Origin of the sequence: Loigolactobacillus binensis, from assembly GCF_005405165.1 — a bacterium.
Classification (GTDB): Bacteria; Bacillota; Bacilli; order Lactobacillales; family Lactobacillaceae; genus Loigolactobacillus; species Loigolactobacillus binensis.
The window spans coordinates 21,533-45,167 of sequence record NZ_BJDN01000017.1; the positions used below are offsets into that span (position 1 = coordinate 21,533).

Sequence of the window (23,635 nt, forward strand, 5' to 3'; positions counted from 1 at the left end):
TAGCTCCTCTTCTTGCTAAGATTAGTTTTTTAAAATTTAAATCCTTAATTTATACAACTTACGCCGACATTAATCTAAATGAAAAACTTCTTCAAGATCATCGGCTACCGGACTTTCATCAGGGTTTGTCTTCATGATCGGCGCCATATAGTGCCACCATTTCTTACAAATATCAGTATTAGCAATGGCATTATAGGCAGCAACATCAGGTACTTCCAAGTACGCCAAAGTCTGACCGTTAGCGCGATTGAGATAGATCGAATAGTTGGTAGCCCCATGTTCCTTAAGCGCAGTTTTCATTTCTGGCCAAAGTTCTGCATGCCGCTTAGCGTATTCATCATAAGAATCTGGATTAATGTACATCACTTGTGCGATCCGCTTCATCAATTACACACCTCTCCTTACAAGTTTTGATTTATGACCTAAATTATTGGTTACTGGCCAAGAATGCTTGGTATTTAGCTAAAACACCTTGATAGGCATCTGCCTGGGGCACAAAAGTCTTTAAGTTGAATGAATCGGCGATCAAATGCCGTCCGGCAACCACATCCTTAAGCTCACCACTGGTGATCATCTGTACAATAATATTACCGATAGCAGTTGCTTCACCTGGCCCGGCAACCACCGTCACGCCACCAAGATCCGCGGTCAACTGATTCATCAAAGCAACATTAGAGCCGCCACCAACAATGTTCAAGGTCGTGATCGGATGCCCGATGATCGTACTCAGTTTATGGACTGAATCCGCATAATATAAGGACAAATTATCGTAGATTGCCCGCGCAATTTCACCTGGTGTTTTGGGTACAAATTGGTTAGTTTCCTTAGCATAAGCCTGTAATTCTTGGATCATATTCTCCGGATTTTGGAAACGCAGATCGTTAACGTCAATGAAGACTTTAAACGATTCCTCCTTTTCCGCAAGTGCCGCCAATTCAGCAAAGGAATATTGATCGTTCAGTTCTTCTTTTACCTTTTGGATGATCCACAGGCCCATAATATTTTTCAGGAAACGGTAAGTCCCGTAAGCACCCCACTCATTGGTGTAATTCTCACGAAAAGCAGCCAACCCATTTTCTGGCGTATTAAGTTCGGCCCCCAGCAATGACCAAGTACCTGAACTTAGGAAGGCCCAGTTATCGCCAAAGCCTGGCGTACCAACAACTGCGCTGGCCGTATCATGGGTCGCGGTCGTAATCACATCAGTTTCCGGAATATCATAACGTTTACGCCATTTACGCCGGACAGCCCCTAATAAGGTGCCCGCTTCAACTAAATGCGGGAACTGATCAGCTTCAACATTAACTTCACTCATCAGATCTTTGTCAAACAGCCCTTGCCGTAAATTCAGCATCTGCGTGGTTGACGCATTAGTGACTTCAGTAACTGCATTACCGGTCAGAATATAGCCTAAATAGTCTGGGATCATCATGATCTTATCCGTCTTTTCAAGAACGGCCTTATCTTCGGTATAAAGCTGATATAAGGTATTGAAATTCTGGAACTGAATACCCGTTTTTTCATAAATATATTCTTTTGGTAAGGTTGAAGTTAAATTAGTGATCGCTGAATTAGTTCGCGAATCACGATAGGCAATCGGATCATGTAATTTATTGCCATCTTCATCAACTAGCACGTAATCAACTGCCCAAGTATCAATACCTAAGTTAACGCGATTAATGCCGCGGGCTTTGATTTTGACTAAACCAGCTAATATTTCATCAACAAGATGGTCGATCTGCCAACAATCATGGCCATCTTCACTATTAAATCCATTTTTAAACCGATGCACTTCTTCAAGTTTCAACCGACCTTCAGCAACCGTGCCGAGGATCAAGCGACCACTTGAAGCACCGATATCAACTGCTACATACGTATTCATTCGTTAACACCTCAAATTCATTATTTATTCAGTGTATCGCGTTGACTTTGTGTCAGGAAGTCTTCCCCATATTGTTCCTTGGTGATCTCTTCCAAGCTCTTGCCGCGGGTCTTCGGTGTCCAAATGATCCCAACTAGCAAGGATACGATCAGAATTGCGATCATAATGTAACCACCAACACTGAAACCAAGTTTTTCCATAATAGTTGGAACAAAAATCGTATAAGCACCGGCAGAAGCACGAACAATAAAGAACATAATACCTTGAGAACCAGCCCGGAACTGGGTCGGGAAAAGCTCAGTTGCCCATAGCGCATACCAAGCTTGAGCACCGATCCCGGCTGAGATCCCCCAAAGTGCGGCGAAAATCCATAATGCCCATGATTGACTCATCCCAAAGAGGGTCAAGATAATCCAAGAAAGTAATGCCATTGTTGCACCGATTGCGAAGAACAAACGATGATTAACTTTATCGCCATACTTGGCAAAACCAAAGTAAGTGCCACAAGCGGTCAATACCCAGATCACAATATTCAACAAACTAGATTGTGTTGCATCAAGCTTAACAACACTTTCAAAAATGTACGGTAAAAACATACCTTGAGAACCAGCAACTAAATTCCATAAAGCGTAAACACCGATCAGGAAGAATAACCATTTGATGGAAGTTTTGTTGGAGAATAAGGTGCGGTACGGATGGGCATCTGCCTTGCTCTTATGTCCAGTCTTCTTTTCTTCCGCCTTCTGATCCAACCAATCTTGTGATTCTGGCAACGTCCGCTGCAAGTTCCAAGCGATAAAAGCAACGATAGCCAAACCAACAAAGATCAGGCGGTAACCTAACAAGCCTAATGGTGCGACCAATAATGCTGCAATGAAAATCACTGCTGGACCAAGTGACCAGGCAAACTGGGAAACCCCAATATTTTTTGCCCGTTCATTACCTGCAGCTGTTTCACCAATATATGACCAGGATGCTGGAACCCCAGCACCAACGGCGATCCCAGTGATGATGAAACCTGCTAACAGGAACGCAAAACTATTAGCAAATACGCACATCAAGCAACCGACCATATAAACTAACATGTCATAAACATAAATGAAACGACGGCCATACTTATCAGATAAAGGTCCCCCGATCAGTGCGCCTAAAGCGGCCCCAAATGCGTTAGCCGACAAGGCACCTAAAATACCTATTTGAAATGTGCTAAGACCAAAGTGTGAGCTCCAAGACGCCATCCCAACTGATCCGGCAACAATACAACCCGAATCAAGGAAATTTGTGATTGAAACACGTACCGTGGACTTTAATGATCCTTCAGCCATGCCTTAACCTCCTAAAAGAATAATAAATAATAATGACTTAATTGCAATTTCATATTAACCGCTTTCATGATATGATGGCAATATCATAAAGTCTGAACAAAAATATCATATTTACAGGAGGCACCTCGTTTTGAAGCAAAGTATCCTTGATTTACTTAAAGAACCCACGTTAATTGAACAAGAGCAAAAAAATAGTGATATTTTTCACGATGACATTCCAACCTCGGCCATTAATACCGGTTTATCCGCAACACGACATATACCAGTTTTAAATAATTATTTTTTCCGCAATAAGGATATTTATATTAGTAAGCATAATCGCTACGCCCCTTACCCGACGCACACCCACACTTTTCTCGAAATGAATTATATGTTGTCTGGTAAGGCCGATGAAATAATCAATGGTAAGAAGGTCCATTTAAAAGCTGGTGACTTAGTATTATTAGATGTTGGTAGCCAGCATTCGATCGGTTATCTTGGCGACAATGATATTTTGATCAACCTGCTATTTAGAGATCAAAATATCAGCATCAACCTGTTAAACGATCTGCGCCGCAGTAAAAGTATTCTCTATGAATTTCTAATTAATCGGGTAACTAATAAGGATGGTGATCCGCAAAACAATTATTTGATCTTCCATAAACAGGCCGAAAATAGCGAAGTTCGCGTGACCTTAGATACGATCATTGAGGAATATTTTTCCAATCGCGAATTTTCCGATTCGATCATTAAGAGTTACCTCTCGATTTTATTGACACAATTGGTCCGTAACTATACCATTCAAACAAAACAGGCTTCGTCCAGCCAACAGTTAATGATCAAGATCCTACGCGACATCATTCAGAACTACCAAACCATTACTTTAGATAAAATTGCTCGGAAATATAATTATAATAAGAACTATTTGAGCAATATTTTTAAACAAGAGGTTGGCAAAACCTTTTCTGAAGCATTAACACAAGAACGCATGATCCAAGCCCATACCTTGATCACTTCGACGACCCTACCGATCACTGATATTATTGAGAAAGTTGGGATTTCAAACAAGAATTTTTTCTATGATAAATATAAAAAGCAGTACCATATCATGCCTAGTGCTGCACGCAAACAGGCCAGCAAATAACTGCGAATATGTATATATGATACTAAAAATTACGAATAGATGCTGCCCGTTTCATGAATCAGCTGTTGTAAAGCGCTTTATAAATTGGATAGCGCTATCATATCTTCACCACTTGACTTAATCAGTCCTTGAGTGATTGCATTCGTAATATTTATGTGAAATAATTCTCAATGAAAACAAATTTAGTCCATCAAGGAGTGACATATATTGAAAATTCAAGCAGCTGTTGTTGATAAACAAGGTGCACAATTCACAATGAAGAATGATATCGAGCTTGCAGAAATGCAGGACGACGATATTCAAGTCCATATGGTAGCAAGTGGTGTTTGCCATTCTGATGAAGCATTACGTAAAGGTGATGCTACAATTGGTTACCCGATCATTCTCGGTCATGAAGGTTCTGGGATCGTTGAAAAAGTCGGCTCCCATGTACAAAACTTCAAGCCTGGTGATCATGTGATCATGTCGTTTTATGCTTGCGGTAATTGTGAAAATTGTCTAAAAGGTATCCCAACTCAATGTTTACATTATGCGGATAACAACCTTTCCGGTGTCCGCCCGGATGGAACTGCACACTTTACTGAAAATGGTGAAAAAATCGCCGATATGTTCGATCAGTCTTCATTCACCACGACCACAGTTGTTCGTGAACGTAATGCAGTCAAAGTTCCTAAAGATCTAGACCTACGGAAATTAGGACCTTTAGGCTGTGGTTACGTCACTGGTAGTGGGACAGTTTTAAACACATTACAACCACGCCCTGGTGACACGATTGCGGTCTTCGGTACTGGTGCCGTCGGTTTGGCTGCCATGATGGCCGGCCGGATCTCTGGTTGTACTCGTGTTATCGCCGTTGATATCGTTGACGAACGTTTGGCCTTGGCTAAGGAATTAGGCGCAACTAACACGATCAACAGTAAAAATGAAGATCCAGTTGCAGCTATCAAAGCACTGACAAACGGTCATGGGGTCACTTATGCAGTTGATACAACTGGGGTCACTGCCGTAATGGAATCTTCTATTAAAGCACTGGCACAAGGTGGTGTCTCCGCATGTATCGCCGTTACTGCACACCACATTGATGTTGACACTTGGAATGATCTTTGTGTTGATGACAAATCTGTGATCGGTGTTAACATGGGCGATTCAATTCCACAAATTGATATCCCCCGTTTACTTGAATTTTATCGTCAAGGAATGTTTGACTTCGATAAAACTGAAAAGTTCTACAAGTTTGCAGAAATCAACCAAGCTAACGCTGATTCCATCAGCGGCAAAACGATCAAGCCAATTTTGGTCATTGATCCTGACTACCAACCAGGTAAATAATTTAAATTTTCTTCATAGTCTATAGATAATAAAAAATGTCCGTGTAAATTTATCATTTACACGGACATTTTTTATTTTAACTTTGCCAGCTGGTCGTGTCATTTTCAATCCATCCGAAGCGGATCAAGTCCCGGTCTTGCGTGCTTAAATGTTCATTATAGACACATGAACTATCCAAAAAGTGACCTGTCAATTTGTTAATTTTAAAAACAAATCATTTAAATTCTGCTCAGCTTTATGTTAGAATGATACGCGTTAACCTTTAATGAAACAAGCAATGGAAACGGCTTAATATCAAGCTATAATAGAGAAAGGAAGTTCACTGATGAGCAATTATTCACTAGGAATCAACGCGGGTTTAAAAATATTAAATGACAAATGGGCGGGCCTGATCATCGCAAACTTAGCAATGACACCACTTGACTTTATGGATCTTCGGGAAAAAATTAGTGGCATAAATACGCTGAATTTACACAACAAAGTTAGTGAGCTTGATCAACTCAACCTATTGGATCTAACTGAAGACCAACAGATCACATTAACCGCTAAAGGTGAACAACTCAAACGGGTACTGAATGAATTAGAACGCTGGGGCGATCGCCATGCAAGCACAAATTTAGTTGCTGAATATTAATGACTAACACTTACCAACTCAAGGTAAGTGTTTTTGTTTACGCTTAAAAGTGGTAATAAAGCTTATTTTATCGCACTAGTGTCGGTTGCTTAGGATCAAACTGCCAACCTGGGATCAAATATTGCATTGCTCGGGAATCATCACGATCATGGCGCTTTAAGGTTGTATATAATTGATTAGCTGCTGCAAGTTTTTCCAGATTAATGTTGATCCCTAAACCAGGACGCTTAGGAATTTTGATTTCACCATTACGAATATTCAAGGCATCATCACATAATTGTTGGTCATCTTGCCAAATGAAATGTGTATCAATGGCGGTAATATTTCCAGGCGCTGCAGCCGAAACTTGGGCGTATAGTGCAAGGGTAATATCAAAATGATTATTCGAATGTGATCCCCAAGTTAGGCCCCAATCATTGAGCACACTAGCCATTCTCAAGCTGCCATTGATACCCCAAAAATGTGGGTCCGCTAAAACAATATCAACCGATTTCATCATTAATGACGGGTAGAATTGTTTCCAATCCGTGGCGATCATATTGGTGGCCACCGGCATATTCGTGGCATTTTTATAAAAACTCATAATTTCACGGCCAGAAAAGCCGGCTTCTGGCCCACAAGGATCTTCTAAATAAGTCAATGCAGTACCGTATTTTTTTGTTAAATCAATGGCTTCCTGTAATGACCAAGCGCCATTGGGATCAAGGTTGATCCGCGCATCTGGAAAACGTTTGTGCAAAGCAACAACTGCCTGCATCTCTTCATCACCGCTGAGCACACCGCCTTTTAATTTAAAGCTTTTAAAACCGTAACGAGCTTGGGCCGCTTCAGCCTGCTTAACAATGCCATCAACAGTCAACGTTTCTTGACGCCTTACTTTTCCCCAAGCATCGTCGTTGTCATCATCATGAATGTAAGGCAGATCAGTTTTATGGTAATCCGCAATATAGAATAAATACCCTAACATTTCTACCGCGTCGCGCTGCCGACCATCCCCAATGATATCGCACATTGGTAGATCAACGAACTTACCATACAAATCGAGTAAGGCACATTCAATTGCGGCCTCAGCATGAACCACATATTTTAAGTTAGCCAAGTTTAATTGCTGCAAGCCTTGGCCACTATCATTTTTCTCCCGCCAGCCTTTTTGGCGAATATCATTTAAAATTTGGCGATAGGCACTAATTTTCTGGCCAATAACTAAGGGCCGATAACTCTCTAAAGATTTAGTGATCGAATCGCCACCGTGGATCTCGCCAATCCCCATTTGACCTGAATCATCGGTTAGAACCACAATATTCCGGGTAAAGTACGGATAATGCGCCCCGCTTAAGGTCAATAGCATACTATCGTAACCTGCAACTGGGTAAACCTTCATATCAGTAATTTTGGGAACTGCAACTGTCATTGTCGTTTCCTCCTTTAAAATAAAATCAAATTTAAAACGGTGATAACAATTAGGTTTACCACCGTTTTATACTGCTTATCAACCTATCCTAGGTAATTGGTGCCGGGTTAAAAATACAAATATCATTGTACAACCCTAATTGTTCGGCAACTGGTTTTGCCCCACTGGCAACATCAATAATGAAATTGAATAATTCGGTACCGACTTCTTCAACGGTTTTATCGCCGGTTGCGATCGTTCCCGCATTAATATCGATCAAATCTTGCCAAAACTCTTTGAGATCCGTTCGCGAACAAACCTTGATCACCGGTGCCGCTTCCAAATTATAAGGCGTTCCGCGGCCAGTCATGAAGACTTCCATGGCCATGCCAGATGCTAATTGCATCGTGCCACAAACAAAATCACTAGCTGGTGTCGCATTGAAGATCAAACCGTGTTTAGTCGGGATCTCGCCAGCACTAACAACTTGACTAACTGGTGCAGCGCCAGATTTAGCAATTGATCCCATTGATTTTTCAACAATTGTGGATAAACCACCGGCCTTATTCCCCGGTGTTGGGTTAGCCGACCGATCAACGCCACCTTCGGCCAAGTAATGATCGTACCAACTCATTTCTTGCGCTAATTTATCACAATTAGGTTTATCCGGGATTCGCTGTGCGATGAATTCGACACCATCACGAACTTCAGTGACTTCAGAAAACATCACCGTTGCCCCACCGCTGACCAATAAATCAGAAGCATAGCCGGCAGCTGGATTAGCAGTGACACCAGAAAAGGCATCACTCCCCCCACACTGCATTCCAACGGATAATTTAGAAAGTGGTAAGGCCACCCGTTGCCGCTGATTTAAAACGGCTAGCTTTTTTTCCGCCATTGCGTATAACGCTTTGAGGATATTTTGGAAACCATGGTGATCTTGCAATAAAATAAAGTTATCATCATTGATATCAGCTTCATCCATCACACGTTCTGGTGTCAATTTCTCGCAGCCCAAGCCAACGACCATTAATTGGCCACCAAAATTAGGGTTCTTCATAATATTGCGCACGGCCCGAATCGGAATTTTCGCTTCTGGCGCATCAATCGCTACCCCACAGCCATAGGCGTGACTAATAATGACAATATCGTCGACATTAGGATATTTAGGCAATAGATCTTGCTTCATTTTTTTAACAGCAACTTTCAAAATACCGACCACGCATTGAACGGTGGTTTGAATTCCCAAAATATTGCGTGTCCCCGCGTAATCACTACCTTCATTATCGTAGCCCATAAAGGTTGTCCGCGGTGGTGTCGGCAAATCAGTATCAATATTGGTATTGTACGGCATATCATGCAGCTCTGGTGATTTAGGTAAGATCAAACTAGTTTCGTTGATCCAGTCACCAGCTTTAATAGCGGCTTTAGCGTAGCCTAACACAACCCCGTACCGCCGAACGACACCATTTTTGGGAATATCCACTAGCGCAACTTTATGCGCCTGTGGAATGGCTTCATTCACGCACACTTCCGCGGTTGCGTGATCCCCTTTTTTTAAATCGTGGATCGCAATGGCCACATTGTCATTGCTCCTCATCATCACTGTATTTCTCATTTTTTGCGCCCTCTAACTTTCTTGTCTAAAGGAGTTAAAAGCTTTGAATGCAGTAAAGCCAGCATTAGCAACTAAAGTCGCAATATTTTCCGTTGCCTGCTTGATCGTCATCGGTCGATTCGTTGATGACAAAACCAAGTCAAAACCAGCTTTATAAATCTCTTCTAAATCTGAACCAATACTGCCAACCACAGCGATCACCGGTAAGCCATGTTGTTTAGCCAGCTTAGCTACCCCAACCGGTAGTTTACCATGTAGTGACTGCCCATCAATTTGTCCTTCGCCGGTGATCACCAAATCTACTCGCGCCATTCGCTGATCTAATTGCAGTAACTTAATGATCTCACTGATTCCCGAACGAATTTCCGCGTGACAAAAGGCTAAAAGACCAAAACCTGTTCCGCCGGCAGCACCAGCGCCTGCTTTGTTTGCATAATCAACCTGTGTCGTCTGTTGAACTAATTTTGCCAAGCACTGTAAGTTATGATCTAATGTTTTTACTTGATCCGGTGTTGCGCCTTTTTGAGGGCCAAAGATTTTACTAGCTCCTTGTTCTCCGGTCAACGGATTATTAACGTCCGATAATCCAATTACTTTAGTGGTCGCTAACCGTGAATCAATCGTCGTTAGATCAATCCTAGCCAGATCACATAATGAATTGGCGCCAGTTGCTAGCTCATGATCTTGGGCATCGTAGAAACGCGCACCTAATGCTTGGGCCATACCAACACCACCATCATTGGTGGCACTACCGCCTAAACCAACATAGATCTGCTTGACTTGATGATCCAATGCTGCCTTAATTAATTGTCCGACCCCATAAGTAGTCGTTTTACCAGCATCCAGATGATCAGCTATCAAGGTGATTCCCGAAGATTCAGCAACCTCAATAATTGCCGTTTTATCATTCAACAACCCCCAAGTTGCCGCTACTGGTGTGCCTAGTGGTCCGACCACCTCAGTTTTAAGTAGTTTCCCACCTGTAGCCGCCACAACACTACACACTGTTCCTTCACCGCCGTCAGCGATCGAAACCGAATCAATCTGGGCAGTGCTATCCGCACGTAGAATGCCAGCGGTCAGATACTGGGCAATTTCTTTTGAAGTTGCACTTCCCTTGAAAGAGTCAGATGCTATAAGTACTCTGTGCATCACAATCCCCTCGATTACTAATCTAATTTATCCAATTCTCGCTTAATATCAGCGTAAACTTTGCCAGTCGATGGTTGGCTTGGCAGAATTGGTTTACCCATATCTAGACCAAGAATATTGGCCATGTCTTTAGTAGCTACTGGAAAACTGGCTTCATTTTGAACCAAGCGCGCTGGATTTAATTTAAATTGCGCCGCGCGCGAACCAGTATAATCACCTTGCTTGAACTTATCATAAATTGAAACGATCAGTGGTGCTAAAGCATTGGCGGTTGAGCAAACACTGCCATAGGTCCCTAAGCAAAGGCCTAAATAGATCAAGGTATCTTTACCAGTAAACGCTCTGAATTCAATGTCTTGGGTCAAGCGAATGATCTCACTTAGCAAGGTCAAATTACCACTGGAGTCTTTCATACCGACAATATTCTTGACTTGATGTGCTAAAGCGCTGACTAATTGTGCGGATAAACCATAACCTACCCGGGGATTATTGTAGATCAAAACGGGTGTATCTGGAATCGCTGCAGCAATCGTTTTATAATGCTGAAAGAGTTCTGCTTCAGTTGGCTTTAAGAACATCGGTTGTAAGATCGAAACCGCATCGGCGCCTAATTCTTGCGCTTTTTTAGCTAATTTGATCCCTTCACGTGTCCGGATCGGTCCCATGCCGAAATATACAGGCACCCGATCGGCAGCCTCTTCTTTAATAACTTTAAAGCCATGGATTAATTCTTCATCGGTAAACATATAAAATTCGGAATTACTGCCAAAGGCCAAAATCCCTTGCACGCCACCTTCAATGACGTGATCAACAATTTGGCGTAATTTAACATCATCAATATTTTCTTGATCATCAACTGGGGTTAATAGCGGTACAATAATCCCTTTAATTCTTGTTGTATCCATTTTTTATCACCCTTCTAGCGAACTAAAGCTGGTTTTTTCGGATCAAATTTCCAACCTGGGATCAAGAACTGCATGGTTTTAGCATCATCACGCGCACCTAGGTTATTGTCTAAGTACAGTTGATGTGCCGCCTTGACAGCATCTAAATCAATTTCGACACCTAAACCTTCATTAGTTTTAGGAACCGTTAATTGGCCATCCTTAATTTGGTAAGGATTCTTAGTTAAATTTTGACCATCTTGCCAGATCCAATGCGTATCGATCGCGTAAATACTCCCAGGTGCAGCGGCGGCAGTATTCGCCACGATCGCCAGAGAAATATCAAAATGATTGTTGGAATGAATTCCCCAATTTAAACCAAAATCATGGCATAATTGTGCGACCCGTACAGAACCTTCCATTGTCCAAAAATGAGGATCAGCTAAAGGAATGGAAACACTGTTCAAAGCAACAGCGTGTTGCATTTGCCGCCAATCGGTATCCACCATATTAGTCGCTGTTGGTAAATTCGTGGCCTTTCTAAATTCGGCTAAAATTTCACGTCCGGAGAAACCTTCTTCGGCGCCACAAGGATCCTCAGCATAAGTTAGAATCCCTTTCAGTTCTTTAGCGTATTCAATGGATTCTTTCAGTGACCATGCACCATTCGGATCTAGATCTAATTTAGCGTCAGGAAAAGCCGTATGCAAAGCCTTAATGGCAGCAACTTCGTCTTCACCAGCGAAAACACCACCTTTAAGCTTAAAGGTTTTAAACCCATAACGATCATAAGCGGCTTGAGCTTGCCGGACGATTCCTTCCGGAGTTAAAGCCGGTTGACGCCGAATTTTGCCCCAGGCATCAGCATCATCGTCGTCATGAATATAAGGTAAATTAGTTTTAGTGCGATCACCTACGTAAAATAGATAGCCAAGCACATCAACTTTTTCACGCTGCTGACCAGCTCCTAGTAACGCGGCTACTGGTACGTGTAGATATTTACCTAGTAAATCGAGAAAAGCCGTTTCGATCGCGGTAACGGCGTGAATCATAATGCGTTGATCAAACGTTTGCTGCCCGCGTCCACCAGCATCTAAATAAGCAAATTGCTTCTGAATTGCTAACAAAACACCTTTAAATTGACTGATCGGTTGGCCAACGACTAATGTCTTTGTTTTTTCAAGGAGCGCGGTAATTTTCTCACCGCCAGGAACTTCACCAACACCAACTTTATCTTCATCCGTCGTTAAAATCACAATGTTACGGGTAAAGAAGGGACCGTGTGCACCACTTAAGTTCAGTAGCATACTGTCATAACCAGCAACCGGGTACACGTCCATTTTAACAATTTTAGGGACCATCTTGATCATTCCTTCACTTTAATACCGTGAGAAAAAGGTGAAGCGAATCACTTCACCTCTAACTCTAGCTATTTATTTTTTTGAAATCGTAATGTCGTTGATCTTTTCATAGTATTTAGCGATCGCCGAATGGTCATCTGAACCATTACCGTCATTTTTAACAGCTTGCAAGATTTCCATAACCTCTGAAGTTAACGGAAGTGAAACGTGTAATGAATGTGATGTATCCAAGGCATTTTGTAAATCCTTGATATGCAGATCTACCCGGAAACCAGGGGTGAAGTCACGGTTGACGATCTTGGGAACTTTCGCGTCCATGACTGTGCTACCAGCTAAACCAGTATGGATCGCTTTGAAAACTAATTCTGGATCGAGGCCAGCCTTTTCGGCTAAGGAGAAGCCTTCACTAACTGCGGCAATGTTTAAAGCAACAATAACTTGATTAGCTAATTTAGTCGTATTGCCAGCACCAACAGCGCCAACATAAGTAACTGTGCCGCCCATAATACCTAATAGATCCTTGAATTTATCGAATAAGTCTTTTTCGCCACCGACCATAATTGCGATGGATCCATCAATTGCTTTAGGTTCACCACCAGAAACTGGCGCGTCTAGGAAGCCAACGTTCAACTTGGCTAAGCGTTTAGCAAAACCCTGACTAGCTAATGGATTGATTGAACTCATATCAATGACTGTGTTACCAGCAGTTAAGCCTTCAGCGATCCCGCCTTCATTGAACAAAGCGGCTTCAACGTTAGGTGAATTAGGAACCATTGTGAAAATAACATCAGCATTTTGTGCTGCTTCTTTACCACTTTTGGCCGCTTTAGCACCAACACTAACCAATTCATCAATTGAGGCCTGTTTAAAGTCATAAACGGTAACGTCTTCGCCTGCTTTAACTAAGTTCTTTGCCATTGGCTTACCCATAATACCTAAACCAACAAATCCAATTTTTGTCATATTTATGATCTCCTTCAAATATTATTGTTTTATTTACATATTTATACTAGTGTTTTGTACATTGATTAACAATGTTCATTAGTCTAACGTTTTGGTAGCGCTTTTGTGCAGATGCATTATCTGAATGTGCCCATCAATAAACCGATACCGATCCAAACAATGTTCAATAGCCAGATTGGTATAAACGCAAATTTCATATACTGCGGTAAATCAACTTCACCATTAGTTAAGTCAGTCCCAATATACAATTGTGGTTGTGCAATTGGGGTTAACATTGCGCCCATGTTCATGAATAAGGTCACAATAACAACGTCGGCCGGAATGCCGTAAGCCCGCATTAAACCGATAACGATTGGCATTAAAACGTAGTACCAAGTATCGTTGGTGAAGACAAACATCAACGGCGTGCCAACTAAACCAATAATGATATAAACCCAAGGCCCCATGGCTGCAGGAATAATACCGACCAAGAATTTAACCATGGACTGCATCATACCACTGAATTCCATGACCCCGACAACAACACCTGATAAGAGGATCGCCGGCATAACGGGGAATAAAGAGCTGGCATATTTCTTTAACAATTTCGTTTGCATTTTTTGATCGTGGTAGTTGATCTCTAAGGCAATAACTAAACCAAAAGCAAACGTATAGTACGACGGAACATCCGGTAATGCGCACAAGAGAACGATAATAAAGATGGTTAAAGCAACATTGATCCAAAACTTCTTAGGTTGGATCAGCTCTTTGTCTTCTTCAACAACATCCGTCTCGTCATCATCGGCTGCTGCGGCTGCAGCAGGATCAATACCTGCCTTTTTCAGACGCTTTGTTTCGCGTAGACCCAAGAAAACTGCGATTCCGAAAATCACGATCGTCAAAACGATCTGTGGTGGGAATAACTTACCAAATAAGTAGTTAGTCCCATTATTGATCTTTGGGATCAAGGATGCGCTCCGTAACATTCTGGCACTCCACGGAACATCAAACGTATTAATGATCCCTAGTGAAGTCAGAAAAACTAAGATAACCGGCCGCATTTTCATTTTCTTATAAAACGGTAACAGCAATGGCACGGTGATCAAGTAAACTGACGTAATACTGACATCCAAGCCAGTGATCATAGCGACAATGACGGTCAGCACCGCTAACACGACTGGATTCATTTTGACGTGGCTAACAATCCGCTTAACGATCCCACTGAACATCCCGGTATCCGCCATCAACATAAAGTACGGCAACGAGAATAGCATGATCAAGGAAACTGGCGTTGTCATTGCCAACCCTTTAGTTAAATAAGTCCCGATCTGTTTAAACGAAGAACCAATAATAATAGCCGCTACTAAAGGAATTATTGTGAAAGAAAAGATGGTGCTGACTTTTTTCTTCATCAACAAAACCGTTATCAAGATCATCATTACAAAACCAACAACTGCTTTGAAGCCCATGTAGCTCACCCACTCTCAAACTTTTTTAATCAACATTGTTACTTAATGAACTTTTCATGATGTGGTTAACCTGACTCATCTCGATCATAATATCAATTAATGAATTCGCATACAATGTTCATTTGAACAATGATTTTTAATTTTTTTGTTTGAATATTTAAAAGCTACTGTTAAAATGAAATTATAGGCCGATTTAATTGTGTATAATTAGTCAATTAAAAGCTTATTAAATCAGTGTATTTTCAATTCGTTTTAGATATTTTTCACATAAAATATTGGTCTAGTTTATTACTTGATTTTTTTCAAGAGGAGATGGCTAATTTTGAAATTAGAACCAGAACTTGCCCAATCAATCGTTAATAAAATGATGAGTAAGATCCCGTACAATATCAATATGATGGACGAAAATGGCTATATTATTGCCAGCGGTAGTTCAGAACGTTTAAATACATTACATGTCGGTGCATTGGATGCGATTCGCCAACAAAAAACTTTGATCATGGAACGTTCCCACGGTGAAAATGGCCAGCCAGGGGTCAACATGCCCGTGCATTTCAATGATAGAATTATTGGCGTCATTGGGATCACTGGAGAGCCTAATGAAGTGGTTCCATTAGCCTCGCTGCTCAGTACAGCCACCGAATTATTACTGAACCAAAGTTACGCGGACCAGCAAAAATTGATCAGCGAAACTTCGTATAATCGTTTCTTATATCAATGGGTTCAAGTGGAAGCTAAATTGGAAACCAACCAAGCACTGCTGATCGATGCTCAAAAACTTAAAATTGATATTTTTCGTGATCGCTATGCCATTGTTATCAAAGGTAAAAATTTGACTAACTTTCCCGTTGATAGTGCCGACTTCAAACTTTTGATCTCTTCTAGCAACCTAATTATTTTAACCGAATTTGAAGGCAATATTGAAAAATATAAACACAGTTGTTCAGTTCGTAAATTAGACATTGGTATCGGTAAAAGTACGACGCGAATCGGCATTTCTGTAGCTGAAGCCCAAAAAACGATTGAATTACGCCATGTTTTGCATGACAGCAAGCTTAAATATTACAAACAAGTTCACTTGATTGATAAGCTGTTATCCAGTAATTTACCGCTAAATAACTTAGTCAAACGCTTCGCTGAAGTTGATCAAACGCTAATCGGTCAAGAACTATTACAAACTTTAAATGCTTTTATTGAAGATAATGGCAACATTTCCATCACTTCAGAATCATTGCATATTCATCGCAACACACTAAATTATCGCCTTAAAAAAATTAAAGAAGAATTACATTTAGACCCCCATAATTATCATGATTTATTTCATTTATATATTGGTTCGCTTTACTATGCTAAATTTGTTTACGAACAGGAACAATAAGATAAAAATCCACCTATGAGCACAAATAACATTTAGTTATTCTAATCTCATAGGCGGATTTTTATATCCAATTTAAAGCAGATCATACTTAATATTCAATTTTAAAACTAAGCAAAGTACTAATTAAAGTGATTATTCCTAAAATGAATTTACGCAACTTATACTTAACATAGATTAATGAAATACAATCACGGCCACATTTTAACTATTCGCTCCTATCAAAAACCCGCTGTAGCGCACCTAACAACCCTACCCGTTTAATTTCTCGTACTACGATCACAGCGATCAATGATCCAGAAAGTGCGCCGCCAATAAAGCGTGGTGTGTAGAAAAACCAATACATCCCTTGACTGCTGCCAGTAAATACGGCCATTACAGGGTAAGATAGCAATGAACCGATCAAACCAGTACCAATAAATTCACCTAGCACCGCTAACCAAATATTCGGCCGCAACCGATAAAAAAGGCCGGCCAACAAGGCACCAAATACAGCGCCAGTCAGTGCTAATTGTGGTATGCCTAATAGCAGCATTCGTAACAAACCGCAGGTGAAGGCCATGATCGTTCCATAGAGTGGACCTAAGGCCACTGCCGCGATCACATTCAGCACGCTGGACATCGGCGCCATCCCTTCGATCCGAAATAACGGCGATAGCACCACGTCCAAGGCGATCATCATCGCCAATACGGTCAACTTTTGTACTCGATTTTGCAAAACCAACACCTCCAAAGATTAGCACATGTTCTAAAAGGCGATTCCCCACAAGTAATAGCTTCCTTAGTAAAGAACGCTAATGATTCCAATATTTCAGACAACAATCCTGTCTCTGGCAAAACACTTACCGCAACTTGAGTATTAAATAAGTTCCCCGCAGCGTGATCTGGACTGATTGTATTTTGCTTTGGTTCAATCGCCAACGAAAAGTAAGGCAGTGCGCATATGTTCGCACCTAATACTTGCTAACTGTGTTGCCAGCACGTATGAAATACAGCGTTTTTCTAATGTAGCCCAACACAGAAAACCATCTTTTTGGTCACGTTTATCGTTTCCAGACCCAGAATTGAAAGTTAACCTGCAAACAAAAAACGGACATCCTTTTTCAATAGGATGCCCGTTTATCACTACTCATAGCTCCCTACGCTGGTTTTAACCAATCAGGTTTAAAGGGTCGAAAATATATTTTCCTCTCAGCTGCTGCTCACAGCTCCCCTGCTTTCAATTAACTTAATTATAACCACTACCAACTAGAATACAATCATTATTTTAATTAGCCGTAATACCTAAAATCGACCGTACCTCTGCTTCAGTTAGTGTGCCTTTATTTTCAGTACCACTTAAAACTTGATCCACAAAATTACGCTTTTTTTCCTGTAACTTGTAGATCTGTTCTTCGATGGTTCCCTTGGTGATCAACCGGAATACTTCAACCGTTTTTTTCTGGCCAATGCGGTGGGCTCGGGCAGTAGCTTGATCTTCCACCGCGGGGTTCCACCATAGATCGACTAAGATCACCATGTCGGCACCCGTTAAATTCAAGCCGGTGCCGCCTGCTTTGAGCGAAATCAGAAAAACATTTTTCGCGCCGGCGTTGAAGGCATCCACCATAGCTAAGCGCGCCTTGGGTTTGGTGCTGCCTTGCAACATGAAAGTCGCGATGCCCTGCTGTGCCAATTCGGTTTCGATCAAGTCCAGCATGCTAGTAAATTGTGAAAAGATCAGTACGTGGCGCTGATTAGCCTGCGCCTGCCGTAGGATTTCCTTGAGTTGTTCTAATTTACCGGAAGCCTGGCGATAATCGTCTAGATATAATGCCGGCGTATCACAAATTTGCCGCAAACGCGTTAAACCGGCCAAAATTGCGATTTTGTTTTTAACAAAATTAGCACTGGTCATACCCTTGATCTTCACTTGCATCTGTTTTAATTGTGCTAAATAAACGGTCTTTTGCGCTTTAGTCATTTCGTTATACAAATTAGATTCAACTTTGGCTGGAATATCTTTTAACACCGTCGCTTTTTCCCGCCGTAGAATAAACGGTTTGACCCGTGCCGCAATTTCAGCTGGGGATAACTGATTAAACGCTTTTTTGCTAGGTAATAACCCTGGCATAACCAATTCAAAAATAGCCCACAGTTCCGCTGCGCGATTTTCGATCGGCGTGCCAGAAAGCGCAAAGGTATTCTGGGGAGTTAGCTGCCGCAAATTCTGGTTAGTTTTGCTGCTAGCATTCTTCACGTACTGCGCTTCATCTAGGACCAAATAAGTGATTTTACGTTGCTGATATTCAGCAATATCTAGGCGCGCACTGTTATAACTGGTGATCAAAATCGTAGCGTCAGTATTGTTAATCAACTGCCGCCGGTGTTCCTTGCTACCATCCACCACTTTGACGCTGATCGCCGGCGTAAATTTATGAAATTCTTCCTGCCAATTGTAGATCAACGAGGCCGGTGACACGATCAAATGCGTTTGTCCAGCCACTAAATGATCATTGATAAAGCCGATCAGCTGCAGGGTTTTACCTAGGCCCATTTCGTCGGCCAAAATACCCCCAAAACCATACGAGTCCAGCATTTCCAACCACTGGATCCCAACTTTTTGGTAGGGTCGTAATTTGGCTTGAACCGGCTTTGGTATTACCGGAAATTTTTCTGGATGGGCTAGATCCTGTGTCAAACGCTGGAACTTTTGATCAAAGGTAGCAGTGTCACCTAGAACAGCTTGGACCGCCAATGCCTGCGCGGCGTGAACTTTGATCTGGCCGTGCTGTAATTTACCTTGGTGCCGCAATTGCCGCAGGGCCACCGCTACTTTCTTTAGGTGCGCATCGACTAAGATCAGTGAACCGTCAGTTCGCGTCACGTAAGGCTGTTCCGTATCTAATTGTTGTAAGACGGTATCGACCTCCCTTTCGCCAATACCGTTCAGCGAAAAATTAACGGCCAAAAAACCAGCTGTGGTAGTCACTTTGACTGCCGGCTTTAATTCAGCGGCGTGATGTAACAACGCCTGCAAATCAGCCGTCACATCCACCACACCATTTGCCCGTAAATTAGGCAGTTCTTGGGTGAAAAAACGGTATAATGCAGCCGCTTGGGGGAATTCTCTCACCCACAATTGTCCTTGTAGCTGAAAGTCTAAGCTACGCAAATAGTCTTGGGCTTGTTGCTCCATGGCCAAATTCCGTTGGACTGCAGGCTGCTGCGCGATCGTCGCACTATTAATGACCTGACCTGCGTACTCATAAGCCAACTGTAATTCTAAGTTATGCTTATTTTTACGTAAACTGAAATGCGGTGTCATCGCACTGATGGTCAATTGTGCCGGTACATTTAACACACCTACTTGCTTGAAATAAGCAATAAAATCACTGAGTTGCGCTTCGCTGCCACTGGGAAAATGAAGTTGACTACTGTCACTATATTCAGTATTAGCCACATAATTATTGATCAATTCCGTGATGATCTTGATTTGTGCACGAGTAGCTTGAAACAAAGTAGCCTGTTGTACGAAAACGCGATTAGCTGGTACATATTCCTGAAAGTTGCTGGTCAAAGTCAGCGCGTAACCACCCGCCTCGGCAGTTAACTCCCCACTTAATAAACCGTCGGCAGCTTGTAATTGCCGCAGCGTTAGTTCCGTATAGCCAGGCTGTTCTTGTTCTTCTACTTGTCGGAATTCAAAATGCGGTAATTTATTCAGCAAGGCCACTGCTTGCGGTAGATTATAACTTGGTAATGCAAAATACTTGCCTTTACCGCTACCATAGCTAACGATCTGCACTTCATTATCCGCAGTTCCAAGAAATTCTAGTAGGGCCTGCTCGGCAGTTGAAAAAGCCGCGTGGGTGAGGTCAAATTCCCGTTTACCATTGGTTTGGTAAGTTTGCTCCAACTGATAAGCAGTTAAAAACCGCGGTATATCACTGATCACATAGAATTTACCCTCAGCAGCGGCCAAACGCATTTTGATGAAGAAACGCTTTTCAAAATCATATTCCCAATTGCTGCCTGCATCCGCGATAACCAACGTTACTTCTAAGGTCAAGGCTGCATCAGTTGCGGCCTGCAACGGTTTAAAATAGTGTTGCCGCGGTAACGCCAAATTAGCTAAAAAGCGCTCGCCATTTTTCTTAGGCGGTTGCTGTTGTTTAAACTGTTCCAAAATGTGTTGTGGCTGCTCAAGCTGCGTGGTCAATACTGGCGGTTGCGGTGCCGGCGCTGGTTCGTCCGGATCCACCAAACCAGCCCAGGCCGTAGGATCCGCACGTAGAAGATCATAGCTTGATTTATCCGCATAAATTGCTGCCGCGTGCTGGGGATTTTCATTTAACAAAGTTTCAAATTTTTGCGAACGTGCCAAATAATCGGCGTTATTTTTTTCATAAGTTAAATCATCGCTTTGGCGATCAAATAACTTTTCAACTGGCCGCTGCTGTGCTTTTAATAAGTCAACCACCGCCGCAATATGTTTGCAGTAGCCATTACCAGGAAAAAATGGGCATTCACAAAAGTCAGCCTCTGGATCGGCGCCTACTGTGACCCCGTACGGATGTGTTCCAAAAACCGTGGCGTCCACTTCTTGATTAGTATTATCTACATATTGGATTTCCACAGCACCATTCACAGCGATTTTTTTACCGCGATTCCAAATTTTAACTGGCATTTTTCTTCTATTCATTTGATTACCCCAAATTTCGTCCGCTATTGAGCTCACTGACTCTTATTATACCAGATGTAAAAAGACCGCGACAAAACACTAGTCGCTTATTGGTTTCAAACATTACTGACACGCGCACCCAAACCGATCTTGTAAACAAAAAAGTTCTGCCATTAATCGCTTTTCAGCGATCGACAGCAGAACTTAGCTTTTTGTAAAAATTAATTGGTCACCGCTACCGGGCTTTGAAAGCTGGCTAAAGCTTCCGGTAACATCGCGATACTGCGGGGTAAAATACCTTTCATATAAGCGATCGCTGTCCCATAATTTGTCATCGGAATTCCTTGGGTATTTGCCGTTTGCATCCGATTGCTGACTTCACGGGCATTAAGCATGCAACCACCACAATGGATCACCAACGCATACTGACTTAAATCTTCGGGGAAGCCATGACCACTGGACAGTTCGATCGTCAATTTTTTGCCAGTGCGCTTTTTCAGCCACGCTGGTAACTTAACACTGCCGATATCTCCGCACTGGCGGTGATGTGTACACCCTTCAGCGATCAAGACTTTATCGCCATCTTGTAATTGATCAATGGTACCAACCCCTTGAACGGCACTGTTGAGAATGCCTTTGCGACGGGCCATTAAAATTGAAAATGAAGTCAGCGGAATCGTCGCCGGTGTGATCTTAGCAACTTGGGCAAAAGCTTGTGAGTCGGTGATCACCATTGCTGGCGGATTCTTCAAACTAGCTAAAGTAGCAGCCAACTCGGTCTCCTTGGTCACCATACAAATACCATCGTGGTCTAAAATATCGCGAATCGTCATTTGTTGCGGCAAGATCAACCGACCTTTTGGTGCCGCTGCATCAATTGGTGTCACTAGTACGACCAGGTCGTGTGGCTTTAATAAATCACTGACTAAAGGTGGCTGCTGGCGACCTTGGGGAACTAAATGGGCCAACCGCTCCTTTAAAGCGGCGATCGCCACCCCGGTTTGCGCACTGACATAGATTTCATTTTTAGCCGGTGCCAGATGATCAGGCACCAAATCGGCCTTATTGAACACAACTAAATAGTTAACCTTTTTCGCGGCAAAAAGTTGCAGTAGCTGCTGTTCACTGGCTTGTACACCAACGGTAGCATCCACCACTAATACTGCAATATCGGTATTGTTCAACGTTTGCTGAGCCTTATGAACACGTAACTCACCAAGGTCACCGGAATCATCGAAACCCGGTGTATCGGTGATCGCCACAGGCCCTAATGGCAACAATTCCATTGCTTTGTGCACAGGATCAGTCGTGGTCCCTTTCTTGCTAGAAACCACTGCCAGATCCTGATTAGTGATCGCATTAACTAAGCTAGATTTACCGGCGTTGCGCCGCCCGAAAAAACCAATGTGGACACGTTCGCTGGAGGGTGTTTCATTTAAGCCCATGGTTGTTCCCTCTTTCTAAATCATTAATACGCTGAGGCGGCCGCAGGTGGTGTAAACATTTTCGCCACCTGCTGGTCGGTTAGCTCAAGATTGAATACAGTTTGGTAATAAGCCTTCGCTTCTTGATCAAGATCAAGCGCTGAAAATTGATCCGGATAAATTGTTTTAGCCAACCACAACAAAGTGATCGGAGTATCAACCTCTGGTGAATAGCTGCGGTACATTCCTAAGGGCATTTTGTGAACTTGCTGCTGTTGAACTGCAGCAAGTTGTTGCCAGTCCTCATTGCCTAAAGTATTGTGATAGAGATCAGTTGGTTGCGCTGCGGTAAAATTAGTAATCAAAATCTGTTGCGGATTCCACTGCCGTACTTGCTCGAAACTAACTGGTGTTGAATTATCATTGCTCAAAGCCGCACCTACGTTAGTTGCGCCGACACTGTCCGCCCAGTACTGACCAAAAAATTGACCACTGGATGTTGTGATGCCAGCTTGATCATAACGAAACAGGAAGAAAACTTTTTGCCGTTTGGCCGCAGGGATCAGCGCGCTTTGCTGCCGAATGCGCTGGTAAACTTGATTGCTGTAATCAATTACTTGCTTAGCCTTCGGTGCTGGTGGTAAAAGTTGGGCTAATAAATCAAGCCAACCTTTTAAAGTCGCAATCGCATTGTACTGCCAATGACTAACAGAAAAGCCAACAGCCGGAATACCAGCCGCTTGCAACTGCCGTTTTTGCGCTTGATTACGTGCAGCGTAGAAAACCACATCTGGTGCCAGTGCCGCTAACTTATCAATATCAACTTCCCCGGCCTGATCAAAAGCGGTATTGGCGTTTAAAAGCGCCGGGTAAGCCGCTGCTAATAAACCATGCTTAGCGGCAGTCAAACTAGCCACCGGCATACCCACAACTTTTTCAGCCGCATTAAAACAAGTTGCTAAAATCGATGGCAGCGGCAAGATTCCCGCCACTACGATTCGCTTGATCTCCTGCGGTACCGTCACGATATCCCCAGCCTGATCGGTAATTGTGATCAAAATCTA

At 42.5% G+C, this 23,635-nt stretch carries 18 protein-coding genes and 1 riboswitch; of the genes, 4 read left to right on the plus strand and 14 right to left on the minus strand.

The features are described from left to right. Positions 1–69 precede the first annotated feature (69 nt). Genes rhaM through FFM78_RS08720 form a run of 3 tightly spaced genes read right to left on the minus strand, consistent with a single transcriptional unit; the run spans position 70 to position 3,207 of the window. Positions 70–384, minus strand: coding sequence for an L-rhamnose mutarotase (rhaM, locus tag FFM78_RS08710; protein ID WP_010011913.1), 315 nt, complete (start codon positions 382–384; stop codon positions 70–72). A 43-nt stretch (positions 385–427) separates the two neighbouring features. Beyond that, positions 428–1,882 (minus strand): rhamnulokinase, encoded by a 1,455-nt coding sequence (rhaB, locus tag FFM78_RS08715; RefSeq protein ID WP_010011914.1) that lies wholly within the window; start codon positions 1,880–1,882, stop codon positions 428–430. A 20-nt stretch (positions 1,883–1,902) separates the two neighbouring features. Next, positions 1,903–3,207: an MFS transporter gene (locus tag FFM78_RS08720; RefSeq protein WP_010011916.1), complete on the minus strand. Its 1,305-nt coding sequence runs from the start codon at positions 3,205–3,207 to the stop codon at positions 1,903–1,905. 130 nt (positions 3,208–3,337) lie between these two features. Here FFM78_RS08720 and FFM78_RS08725 point away from each other — a divergent pair, with 130 nt between their 5' ends. From FFM78_RS08725 to FFM78_RS08735, 3 genes are all read left to right on the plus strand, one after another. Continuing rightward, positions 3,338–4,330 carry an AraC family transcriptional regulator gene (locus FFM78_RS08725; protein WP_137638056.1) on the plus strand — a complete coding sequence of 331 codons (993 nt, stop codon included), beginning with the start codon at positions 3,338–3,340 and terminating at the stop codon, positions 4,328–4,330. A 207-nt stretch (positions 4,331–4,537) separates the two neighbouring features. Then, complete coding sequence (locus FFM78_RS08730) at positions 4,538–5,659, plus strand: NAD(P)-dependent alcohol dehydrogenase (RefSeq protein WP_010011918.1); 1,122 nt, start codon at positions 4,538–4,540, stop codon at positions 5,657–5,659. A gap of 325 nt (positions 5,660–5,984) precedes the next feature. Further along, on the plus strand, positions 5,985–6,293 hold the full coding sequence (locus tag FFM78_RS08735; RefSeq protein WP_137638057.1) for a winged helix-turn-helix transcriptional regulator: 309 nt from the start codon (positions 5,985–5,987) through the stop codon (positions 6,291–6,293). Positions 6,294–6,360: 67 nt separating this feature from the next. Here the strand turns inward: FFM78_RS08735 and FFM78_RS08740 are convergent, their stop codons facing one another. From FFM78_RS08740 to FFM78_RS08770, 7 genes are all read right to left on the minus strand, one after another. After that, positions 6,361–7,704: an enolase C-terminal domain-like protein gene (locus tag FFM78_RS08740; protein WP_137638058.1), complete on the minus strand. Its 1,344-nt coding sequence runs from the start codon at positions 7,702–7,704 to the stop codon at positions 6,361–6,363. Positions 7,705–7,792: 88 nt separating this feature from the next. After that, positions 7,793–9,301: a UxaA family hydrolase gene (locus tag FFM78_RS08745; RefSeq protein ID WP_137638059.1), complete on the minus strand. Its 1,509-nt coding sequence runs from the start codon at positions 9,299–9,301 to the stop codon at positions 7,793–7,795. Between the two features lie 12 nt (positions 9,302–9,313). Further along, positions 9,314–10,453 (minus strand): glycerate kinase family protein, encoded by a 1,140-nt coding sequence (locus FFM78_RS08750; protein ID WP_137638060.1) that lies wholly within the window; start codon positions 10,451–10,453, stop codon positions 9,314–9,316. A gap of 17 nt (positions 10,454–10,470) precedes the next feature. Beyond that, positions 10,471–11,358 (minus strand): dihydrodipicolinate synthase family protein, encoded by an 888-nt coding sequence (locus FFM78_RS08755; RefSeq protein ID WP_137638061.1) that lies wholly within the window; start codon positions 11,356–11,358, stop codon positions 10,471–10,473. A 14-nt stretch (positions 11,359–11,372) separates the two neighbouring features. Beyond that, positions 11,373–12,698, minus strand: a complete 1,326-nt coding sequence (locus FFM78_RS08760) for an enolase C-terminal domain-like protein (RefSeq protein ID WP_137638062.1) — start codon at positions 12,696–12,698, stop codon at positions 11,373–11,375. 72 nt (positions 12,699–12,770) lie between these two features. Further along, positions 12,771–13,661: a 2-hydroxy-3-oxopropionate reductase gene (gene garR, locus FFM78_RS08765; protein WP_137638063.1), complete on the minus strand. Its 891-nt coding sequence runs from the start codon at positions 13,659–13,661 to the stop codon at positions 12,771–12,773. A 116-nt stretch (positions 13,662–13,777) separates the two neighbouring features. Further along, positions 13,778–15,109, minus strand: coding sequence for an SLC13 family permease (locus FFM78_RS08770; protein ID WP_137638064.1), 1,332 nt, complete (start codon positions 15,107–15,109; stop codon positions 13,778–13,780). 322 nt (positions 15,110–15,431) lie between these two features. On the opposite strand from FFM78_RS08770, the gene FFM78_RS08775 reads away from it, so the two are divergent. Beyond that, complete coding sequence (locus FFM78_RS08775; protein ID WP_137638065.1) at positions 15,432–16,487, plus strand: CdaR family transcriptional regulator; 1,056 nt, start codon at positions 15,432–15,434, stop codon at positions 16,485–16,487. A 205-nt stretch (positions 16,488–16,692) separates the two neighbouring features. Here FFM78_RS08775 and thiW read toward each other — a convergent pair whose 3' ends face one another. The 4 genes from thiW to FFM78_RS08795 form a co-directional block, all read right to left on the minus strand. Next, the gene (thiW, locus tag FFM78_RS08780; protein WP_137638066.1) at positions 16,693–17,208 is read right to left on the minus strand and encodes an energy coupling factor transporter S component ThiW; all 516 of its coding nucleotides are present in this window, start codon (positions 17,206–17,208) and stop codon (positions 16,693–16,695) included. Between the two features lie 395 nt (positions 17,209–17,603). Then, positions 17,604–17,709, minus strand: a riboswitch (TPP riboswitch). 42 nt (positions 17,710–17,751) lie between these two features. Then, positions 17,752–21,168 (minus strand): SNF2-related protein, encoded by a 3,417-nt coding sequence (locus FFM78_RS08785; RefSeq protein WP_223877045.1) that lies wholly within the window; start codon positions 21,166–21,168, stop codon positions 17,752–17,754. Positions 21,169–21,368: 200 nt separating this feature from the next. Further along, the gene (gene hydF, locus FFM78_RS08790) at positions 21,369–22,592 is read right to left on the minus strand and encodes a [FeFe] hydrogenase H-cluster maturation GTPase HydF (protein WP_137638067.1); all 1,224 of its coding nucleotides are present in this window, start codon (positions 22,590–22,592) and stop codon (positions 21,369–21,371) included. Between the two features lie 23 nt (positions 22,593–22,615). After that, the gene (locus FFM78_RS08795; protein ID WP_137638068.1) at positions 22,616–23,629 is read right to left on the minus strand and encodes an ABC transporter substrate-binding protein; all 1,014 of its coding nucleotides are present in this window, start codon (positions 23,627–23,629) and stop codon (positions 22,616–22,618) included. Positions 23,630–23,635: the final 6 nt, after the last annotated feature.